This window comes from Vibrio sp. 1069, assembly GCF_033340555.1.
In genome coordinates, this window is record NZ_JAWOWP010000138.1 from 1 (window position 1) to 988 (window position 988).

Below are 988 nucleotides of genomic sequence, written 5' to 3' on the forward strand. Positions count from 1 at the left end.
TAGATTTCTCCATAGTATGCAGTAAGTACATTGTTGAGCATTTTGATGTGCGTTTGGGGAACGGATGGACGCTATTTTATAACGGAATGAAAGAGATAAGAAGTTGTGAGAATTTTATGAGAATTCGATGAAGTTACCGAGATATTTGCTCGTCATGCTTAAAGACAAGAATGACAAACGTTCGAAAGCAATGCTGCTCAAGCCAACAAAAGACGATGTTCAAGGGCTTGGGTTTCACTCTCATAAAAGGATGGATTCACAATGAAAAAACGTACCCAACTTAGTCTTGTCATGACGTCTGTTGCTCTGGCGGTTGGCGCGGCATCAGCTCAAGCGGCGGAACTAGAAATTACGGTTACCAACGCAACCAAAGGCATTTACTTTACACCGCTTATCGTCGCGGCGCATGGCTCAGATCTACATATGTTTAAAGTCGGAGAATCCGCCACATCAGAGCTTGAAGCGATGGCTGAAGGTGGGGATATTTCTGGATTATCGACCGTGATTGGCAACGCAGGCGGCGCAGTCGTAGAAAATCCTGCGGGCGGTATTCTCAATCCGGGCGCTGCGACCACGTTTACTTTGGATAGTGGCGATCACGGTTACCTCTCACTTAGCGCGATGTTATTGCCAACCAATGATGGTTTTGTCGGCTTAGACAGTTGGAAAATTCCAACCGAAGCGGGAACTTACAAAGCGACCTTGAACAGTTACGACGCGGGCACTGAAGCGAACGATGAGTTAGCGTCCAGCATTCCTAATCCTCCTTTTATTACCTTCGGTAGCGGTGGTACTGGCGTAGAAACGGCGGTGAGCAACGACAAGGTTCACATTCATCCGGGTAATTTGGGTGACAGCGATCCAGCTGGTGGCAAGAGTGATCTCGATAGCAGTCATCATCGTTGGTTAAACCCAGTTGCAACCATCACAATCGTTGTGAAGTAAGGAGGAGGTATGAAATACAAAATCTTACTGGTAGCTGCCTCTG

1 protein-coding gene is annotated in these 988 nt (G+C 46.9%); it reads left to right on the forward strand.

The features are described 5' to 3' along the window. Window positions 1-261: 261 nt before the first annotated feature. On the forward strand, window positions 262-945 hold the full coding sequence (locus tag R7040_RS24980) for a spondin domain-containing protein (RefSeq protein ID WP_024702149.1): 684 nt from the start codon (window positions 262-264) through the stop codon (window positions 943-945). The last annotated feature ends 43 nt before the right edge of the window (window positions 946-988 follow it).